Annotated in this window: 6 protein-coding genes and 1 pseudogene; 4 read left to right on the forward strand and 3 right to left on the reverse strand. The window is 51.2% G+C overall.

Going from position 1 to position 7,807, the window contains the following annotated elements; all coding sequences use genetic code 11:
• Positions 1 to 50 precede the first annotated feature (50 nt).
• The 4 genes from ACMHXH_RS13140 to ACMHXH_RS13155 all read left to right on the forward strand — a co-directional run bounded on the left by ACMHXH_RS13140 (position 51) and on the right by ACMHXH_RS13155 (position 5,871).
• Positions 51 to 2,855, forward strand: a complete 2,805-nt coding sequence (locus ACMHXH_RS13140) for an FAD-binding and (Fe-S)-binding domain-containing protein (protein ID WP_039035937.1) — start codon at positions 51 to 53, stop codon at positions 2,853 to 2,855.
• A 311-nt stretch (positions 2,856 to 3,166) separates the two neighbouring features.
• On the forward strand, positions 3,167 to 3,910 hold the full coding sequence (locus tag ACMHXH_RS13145; protein ID WP_039035938.1) for a (Fe-S)-binding protein: 744 nt from the start codon (positions 3,167 to 3,169) through the stop codon (positions 3,908 to 3,910).
• A gap of 10 nt (positions 3,911 to 3,920) precedes the next feature.
• Positions 3,921 to 5,297 carry a lactate utilization protein B gene (locus ACMHXH_RS13150; protein WP_144361720.1) on the forward strand — a complete coding sequence of 459 codons (1,377 nt, stop codon included), beginning with the start codon at positions 3,921 to 3,923 and terminating at the stop codon, positions 5,295 to 5,297.
• Positions 5,298 to 5,301: 4 nt separating this feature from the next.
• Positions 5,302 to 5,871 (forward strand): LutC/YkgG family protein, encoded by a 570-nt coding sequence (locus ACMHXH_RS13155; protein WP_039035940.1) that lies wholly within the window; start codon positions 5,302 to 5,304, stop codon positions 5,869 to 5,871.
• A gap of 71 nt (positions 5,872 to 5,942) precedes the next feature.
• On the opposite strand, the gene ACMHXH_RS13160 is transcribed toward ACMHXH_RS13155, so the two are convergent.
• The 3 genes and pseudogenes from ACMHXH_RS13160 to ACMHXH_RS13170 all read right to left on the reverse strand — a co-directional run.
• Positions 5,943 to 6,149 (reverse strand): energy transducer TonB, encoded by a 207-nt coding sequence (locus tag ACMHXH_RS13160; RefSeq protein ID WP_160289588.1) that lies wholly within the window; start codon positions 6,147 to 6,149, stop codon positions 5,943 to 5,945.
• Positions 6,150 to 6,238: 89 nt separating this feature from the next.
• Positions 6,239 to 6,346 (reverse strand): annotated as a pseudogene (locus ACMHXH_RS13165) (IS5/IS1182 family transposase); the annotation flags it as partial.
• Positions 6,347 to 7,255: 909 nt separating this feature from the next.
• A partial coding sequence (locus tag ACMHXH_RS13170) for an IS30 family transposase (protein ID WP_413738154.1) occupies positions 7,256 to 7,807 on the reverse strand: 552 nt, incomplete at its 5' end.

Consider the following 7,807-nt stretch of genomic DNA (forward strand, 5'->3'; position numbering starts at 1 on the left):
GCCCTTGGCGCTGCCTTTATTATCAAATTTAATGTGTAGAGAAATGTCTTATGTCTATCAACTATGAAGCCGTGATCCGTGACCTGCGTAAACAGTTGGGAGAAGCTGCCGTCAGTGACGACCCTGTGCGCCGTTTTGCCTGGTCAACCGATGCCAGCTATTTCCGGATAGTGCCCGAGGTTGTGGTACATGCCGAGGATCTGGAGCAGGTAAAACGCACTCTGGCTGTAGCCAGAAGCTACGGCGCTCCGGTGACTTTCCGTGCCGCTGGTACCAGTCTGTCGGGTCAGGCCATAGGAGAAGGCATATTGCTTATCCTCGGATTTGACGGTTTCCGTACCCTGGATATCAGCGAAGACAGCAACAAAGTCACTCTGGGTGCCGCTGTTATTGGCGCCGATGCCAACGCTGCTCTCAAACCTTTGAATAAAAAAATCGGCCCGGATCCGGCAACTCTGGCTTCAGCCATGGTAGGCGGTATCGTCTCCAACAACGCTTCCGGTATGTGCTGCGGCACCGCCCAAAACAGCTACCAAACCATCTCCTCAGTAAAACTGCTGCTGGCCGATGGCACAGAACTGGATACCGGCAGCGAAGAGTCCAAAGAAGCCTTCCGTCAGTCACACCCCGAACTGCTCAAGGCGTTGGCAGACTTAGGTGCCATGGCTCGCGGTAATGAGACCCTGGCTGCGCGAATTCGCAAAAAGTTCGCCATTAAAAACACCACAGGTTACAGCCTCAACGCCCTGGTGGATTTTGAAGATCCCTTCGACATCATCAACCACATCATAGTCGGCGCCGAAGGCACACTGGCGTTTGTCAACGAAGTCACCTATCACACAGTGGAAGAGGCTAAATTCAAGGCCTCGGCCATGGCGGTATTCTTCAATATGGAAGATGCAGCCCGGGCAATCCCCCCTATTCAGGGCGAAAGCGTAGCCGCAGCCGAGCTGCTGGACTGGGCCTCCATCAAGGCGGTAACAGGCAAAAAGGGCATGCCGGATTGGCTGGCCGAATTGCCTGAAGGCGCTGCGATTTTGCTGATAGAATCCCGCGCCAACGATGATGAAACTTTGGAACGCTATACCCAGGACGTTATCGCCAAACTGGCGCATATCGAGACCGAGCGCCCCATCAGCTTCAGCCGTGACCCGGCCGTTTACGGTAAATATTGGGCCATGCGCTCCGGCCTATTCCCCATTATCGGTGGCGAGCGTCCCAAAGGCACTTCGGTAATCATCGAAGACGTGGCTTTCCGGGTTGAAAACCTAGCCAGTGCCGCCCACGATCTGACCGAGCTGTTCCATAAGCACGGCTATCCTGAAGGGGTGATCTACGGCCATGCGCTAGCCGGTAACTTCCACTTTATCATTACCCCTAAATTCGGCTCCCAGGCCGATATCGAACAGTTCCATCAATTTATGGAAGCGGTCGCCGATATGGTGATCAACAAGTACGACGGTTCGATGAAGGCCGAGCACGGCACAGGCCGCGCCGTGGCACCTTTTGTGGAAATGGAATGGGGCAGTGACGCCTACACCCTGATGAAAAACATCAAGCAGATCTTCGACCCCGAAGGCCTGCTGAACCCTGGGGTGATCCTTAACGACGACAAGCAGGTACACATCAAGAATATCAAGCCCTGTCCCGAAGTGGACGACCTGGTAGATAAGTGTATCGAATGCGGTTTCTGTGAAAAGACCTGCCCCACCTCGGCGCTTAACCTGTCACCCAGACAGCGGATAGCCACCTTGCGTGAAATCGAGCGTCTGGAACAGAGCGGCGACAAGGAAGCCGCCGAGAAGATGCGTGCCGCCGCCAAATATGATGTGGTGGATACCTGCGCCGCCTGTCAGCTGTGTACCATTGCCTGCCCGGTAGACAATAGCATGGGCCAACTGGTTCGCAAGCTGCGTACCCCTTATATCACCACCACAGAACAGAAGGTTCTGGACTTCCAGGCCAAGCACTGGGGCGCTGTCAACCAGGTGTTGAGCACAGGTTTTGATGCCCTGGGCACAATACACAAACTCACGGGCACGGGTATCACCTCAGGGCTGATGAACATGGGCCGGGCGATTTCCAAAGAAGTGCCTTACTGGAACCCTGACTTCCCCAAAGGCGGTAAGCTACCTAAGCCATCGGCTCCCAAAGCCAACCAGGAAACCGTGGTCTACTTCGCCGCTTGCGGTGGTCGTACCTTCGGCCCAACACCGCTGGATCCCGATGACCGTACCTTGCCTGAAGTGGTAGTGACCTTGCTTGAACGTGCCGGCTATAACGTGATTACACCGGCCAAAACCCGCAATCTGTGCTGCGGCCAGATGTGGGAATCAAAAGGGGATTTCAAGAACGCCGATATGAAGCGTGACGAGCTTATTGACGCAGTCAGCGCCATGACCGAGGGCGGCAAGCTGCCCGTGGTTGTCGATGCCCTCTCCTGCACCTACCGTGCTCTTTCCGGCAATCCCAAGGTTGAACTGTTGGATCTGGTCGAGTTCCTGCACGACAAGGTATTGCCGAAACTCACCCTCACCAAGAAGGTCAATGTGGCACTGCATCTGGGTTGCTCGGCGCGTAAGATGAAGCTGGAACCCAAGATGCAAGCCATTGCCGATGCCTGCTCCAACAAGGTGCTGCGCCCGGCCGGTGTAGACTGTTGTGGTTATGCCGGTGAGAAAGGTCTTTACAAGCCTGAGATCAACGCCTCGGCACTGCGTAACATTAAGAAACTCATCCCCACCGACTTTAAGGAAGGTTACTACGCCAACCGTATGTGTGAAGTGGGCCTGAGCCACCACAGTGGTATTTCCTACCGCCACCTGGCTTATTTGCTGGAGGAGTGCAGTCGCTGACTATACTTAGAGGGAGCATTAGCTCCCTCTTTTTTCACCTGTGTTATATAACGGATTCACGTTCGGATTAACGAACAAAATAAATACAAATAAATACATTAAAATCAAATGGTTAAAACTTTCTCATTTTTGCAAAAAAGATTTTAATCATTTACTGAATTAGCACTATTTATTGTGTGGTTATAGGCTTATATTCAAGCATATTTACCCTGTGTCAGGTGATGTTCAAATACAGAGTCAGAAAGCATCTGACCACACCGGACATAGATGATGTCGGTTAACGCAAGCAACATCCAATTAGGAAACACCAAATGAAGATAGCCTTGTTTATTCCCTGTCTGGTCAACCAGATGCTGCCGGATGTGGCCATCGCCACCTTGGAACTGCTGGAGAAGCTGGGGCACCAGGTGATCCTGCCTGAAGGCCAAACCTGCTGTGGTCAGCCCATGACCAACTCGGGTTGTTTTGACGAAGCCCGCAAGACCACTATGAAGCTGCTCAACGCCTTCAAGGGAGTCGAATGCGATGCTATCGTATGTCCAGCGGCATCCTGCCTGGTAGCCGCCAAAGAAAACTTCCATGAGTTTGACGACAGCCCGGAAGCCGCGGCCGTTATCGCCAAACTGTACGAATTGACCGAGTTCCTGCACGATGTCGCCCCGGTAGAGAGCTTCCCCAAAGCCTTCCCACACAAGGTGAGCCTACAACTGAGTTGTCACGGTATTCGTATGCTGGATCTCGCCAGCCCCAGTGAATATATGGGCCCACGTTACAACAAAATGGAAGCCCTGCTGGAACGTATTCCCGGCATAGAGATCACCTATCCGGATCGCCGCGACGAATGCTGCGGCTTCGGCGGTACCTTCGCGGTAGATGAAGGTGCTGTGTCTGCCAAGATGGGCAAAGACAAGGCTCAGGCCCATGCAGCCACGGGTGCAGACTATGCCGTCGGTTTTGACCCATCCTGTCTGATGCATCTGGACGGCATGATCCGTCGCCAAAACTTGCCGATAGAAACCCGCCATCTGGCGCAGATCCTCAACGCTGCCATTTAGGGAGATAGCCATGTCACAGACACAAGGGGCCAAAGCCCACGCCAGCCAGGCAGAGATCTTCTGCCGCGATGAGTCCAGAGTTGATTGGCATTCCAAAGCCCTATGGGTGTTGCGGGAAAAGCGCGACCGCGCTGCCGGCAGCCTGCCCGAGTGGGAACAGCTTAGGGATCTGGGTTCGGCTATCAAGCTGCATACCCTGACCAATCTGGCCAAGTATCTGGAAGAGTTCGAAGCCAACTGTATCCAGAACGGCATTCAAGTGCATTGGGCCAAAGACGGCGCCGAGCATAACCGCATAGTGCATGAGATTCTGGCCAGCCATCAGGTGAAGAAGCTGGTGAAGTCCAAATCCATGCTCACCGAAGAGTGTCACCTCAACCCCTTCCTCGAAAGCAAGGGCATAGAGGTCATAGACACAGACTTGGGTGAACGCATCATTCAGCTGAAAAAACAGCCACCTTCACATATCGTGGTCCCCGCCATTCACCTCAAGAAAGAGGAAGTGGGCGAACTGTTCCATGAAAAACTCGGCACAGAGGCCGGTGCCAGCGACCCGACTTACCTGACCCGTGCCGCCCGTGCCCATCTGCGTGAGCAATTCCTCAGTGCCGATGCGGCCATGACAGGGGTGAATATGGCCATCGCCGACAAGGGCGCAGTGGTTGTTTGTACCAACGAAGGTAACGCCGACATGGGCTGTAACCTGCCTAAACTGCAGCTGCACTCCATGGGAATAGACAAGCTGGTACCATCGGTGGAAAGCGCCTCAGTTTACCTGCGTACTCTGGCCCGCAACGCCACCGGCCAGCCGGTAACCACTTACTCCAGCTTCTACCGCGGCCCGCAGGCCGGTGGTGAGATGCACGTCATCATAGTGGACAATGGCCGTACTGAGATGCTCAAGGACAAGATCCTTGCCGAGTCGCTCAAGTGTATCCGCTGTGGCGGTTGTCTGAACACCTGCCCTGTATATCGTCGCAGCGGTGGTTACAGCTACAACTACACTATTCCAGGTCCAATTGGCATCGCAGTCGGTGCGCAGGACGATGACACCAACTCCATCGCCTGGGCCTGTACCCTGTGCGGCTCTTGCTCCTATGTATGCCCCACTAAGGTGCCATTGGACAAGATCATCTTCCGTCAGCGTCGTCTAAAGGCCGAGTCAGGTAAACTGCCTTACGGTAAAGGCAGTTATATGCCATTGGTCGGTAAGTTTATGGCCAGTACCACTATGCTGAACTGCTCCATGAGCATGGCAAGACTGGGCTTGAGAATACTGCCAGGTAGCCTGCTCAAGCCATTCTCTGGCGCTTGGGGTAAATACCGTGAACTGCCCAAGGCACCCGCCTCTAGTTTCGAGGCCTGGTTCAAGAAAAACAGGAGCTAATCAGATGTCCAGCAAATCTTTTATTTTGGATGCCCTTAAGTCCTGCGCACTTGAAGGACACAATATGCCGGCCATAGATGTGGCCCCTAGACTGGACGACCTGATTGGCCAGTTTGAAACCAACCTGGGAACCGTTGCCGGCAAACTGCATAAGCGTGGTGGTTTTACCGAACTGCAGCAGCAAGTCGATGCCTTGATTGCCGAAGGCAAGCAGATTATCTCTCAGGTAGAAGGGGTAACAGGTAACCGTGAAGTGCCCGCTGACAGCCATGATCTGCGTGATATCGATTATGCCGTAATCAAGGGTCAAGTGGGTGTTGCTGAAAACGGTGCCATCTGGGTCAGTCAGAAGTCTCTATCTCACAGGATCACACCTTTTATCTGTGAGAACCTGTTTCTGGTACTGGAAGCCGATGCCATTGTCGCTAACATGCATGAAGCGGCCGACAAGATAATGTTGGACTCGGGTGAGTTTGGGGTGTTTATCGCCGGCCCATCCAAGACGGCTGACATTGAGCAGGCACTGGTAGTTGGTGCCCACGGCGCCTGTAGTCTGAATGTGTTCCTTATCTAACTCAGGATGAGGAGGACAAAAACGCCGGCAACTGCCGGCGTTTTTATTGGGCAACAATCCGCTTTGCAGCCTTAAAGCGTGAAGGAGATCTTCGACCACGTCTTGGCGCTAACAGGCTTACCATCGACAAACTTAGGTGCATAGCGCCACTTTGACACGGCTTTGACGGTTTCAGTTTCAAACTGCTTGCCACCCTTGGAGCCCAGCACTTCCACATGGCTGACAAAGCCCTGTTCGTTTACTGTCTCTTCCACGTTGACCCAACCTTCTCGGCTCATCCTGGCGAACTGATTGGATAACCGGGCACGGCACGAAACACGGGCCGCTGCTCCTGAACCACACTCCAGGGACGCATATTGCATATTGCCTGACAGTGTTGAGTCGCTTTGTCCAACCAGAAAGTGATAGAGCCACGGTTAACTAATGCCTGATTGTATTGCTTCCAATTGGTGACAGTGCGCTTTGACTTGCCCATGATATTGACCGTAAACCTTGCGATGCAAGCTCTGATCATGAAGTGCCAAAAAGGTTCCGCTGTTTTAGACAACAACGCCTTTAAGGCTGGCAAGGAAAATTAATGGATCTGACAGCCTATGCGCCGATACATACAACTGATAAACCCGACACTAAGCCTGTGAGATTACAATACTCAGGTTGGTAAAGCTTTGGTGTTGGAAAAGTACAAAAACACAAGGCGCCCTAAGCAAGCAACAATAAAAACAAACCAAGATCAAAAAAACAGCCAATCAACACATAACTTTAACAACCGAAAAACAAATGCAAAAATGTTAAAGATTGATTTTTTTTGATTGCCTTATACACATTTTTTGATTACTTAAGAAATGCATAATTTACAAATTATGCTCAAGGGCAAATACGAAAAAGGAGTTTTTATGAGAAAAATCATACTAATATTAACGTTGTTTTTTCAACATCAAGTACGGCTTATTATCCAAATTATGTATCTAGAACTAACCATCTTGTTGAAATTAGTGAAAAACAATCAGGCCAATGGAATAGCTTGATGGTTATCAACAATGAATCCATAGGACTCCCTATACATAATGAAACAAAAAAATATTAAAATCTATTAATAAAAAGATCTTCTCATCTATAGAATCAAGCGCAAGAACGGAAATCAACAAGCTACCAACATTCAGGTATAGAGAGTTGAAACATGTAACTTTAAATGGGCCATTAGAAACCAAAATAATGACACAGCCAGATGGAATAATAACAGCAACTGTGAAAGGATTTACAATATCGACTGAGATAAAAATTGACATATCTGGCCTGACATTATACACAAAAATCAAAACATCTGAGTTAAATCTTTCTGCAGATTACAACGCGAATTCAACTCCGAAGTGCACCACTCGCTAAATTAGGCTGCCTCGCGTAATTCATTGAATACCGCAATAGGTTGCCTGAAGCCGAGGCACTTTCTCGGTCTGGCATTTAATGCCCGTTCAATCTCACTAATTTGCCTATCTGTTACCGTCCGCAAATCGGTGCCTTTCCGTATGTATTGCCGCAGCAAACCGTTGAAGTTTTCATTCAGTCCGCGTTCCCAGGACGAATAAGGGTTAGCGAAGTAGACATCCGTTTTAAGCTTTTCTGCGACCTGTTCGTGGTCACAGAACTCGCTGCCGTTGTCCGCAGTGATAGTTCGAACATAACCTCGATATTTCCACAGCATACCAACCATGGCCCGGGCCACATCGGCTGCGCTTTTCGCTGGCACTTTGCGTATCAGGTACAGCTTACTTTTTCGCTCAACCAGGCTGACAATCGCGCCCGTACCTTGCTTGCCCAGAACCGTGTCAGCTTCCCAGTCTCCGAACCGCTTTTTCTTGTTCACGATAGCGGGACGATGCTCTATGCCTACGCGATTCGGGATAATCACACGCTTCGCACGGTTACCTTTACGGTATCT

It is taken from the genome of Shewanella sp. BJSY2023SW001 (genome assembly GCF_047314685.1).
Classification (GTDB): Bacteria; Pseudomonadota; Gammaproteobacteria; order Enterobacterales; family Shewanellaceae; genus Shewanella; species Shewanella indica.

What these genes read in the sequence shown, in the direction of transcription:
- ACMHXH_RS13150 (WP_144361720.1), top strand. Translation starts at nt 3,921, where the DNA reads ATGTCACAGACACAAGGGGCCAAAGCCCACGCCAGCCAGGCAGAGATC.
- ACMHXH_RS13160 (WP_160289588.1), bottom strand. Translation starts at nt 6,149, where the DNA reads ATGAGCCGAGAAGGTTGGGTCAACGTGGAAGAGACAGTAAACGAACAG.
- ACMHXH_RS13155 (WP_039035940.1), top strand. Translation starts at nt 5,302, where the DNA reads ATGTCCAGCAAATCTTTTATTTTGGATGCCCTTAAGTCCTGCGCACTT.
- ACMHXH_RS13145 (WP_039035938.1), top strand. Translation starts at nt 3,167, where the DNA reads ATGAAGATAGCCTTGTTTATTCCCTGTCTGGTCAACCAGATGCTGCCG.
- ACMHXH_RS13140 (WP_039035937.1), top strand. Translation starts at nt 51, where the DNA reads ATGTCTATCAACTATGAAGCCGTGATCCGTGACCTGCGTAAACAGTTG.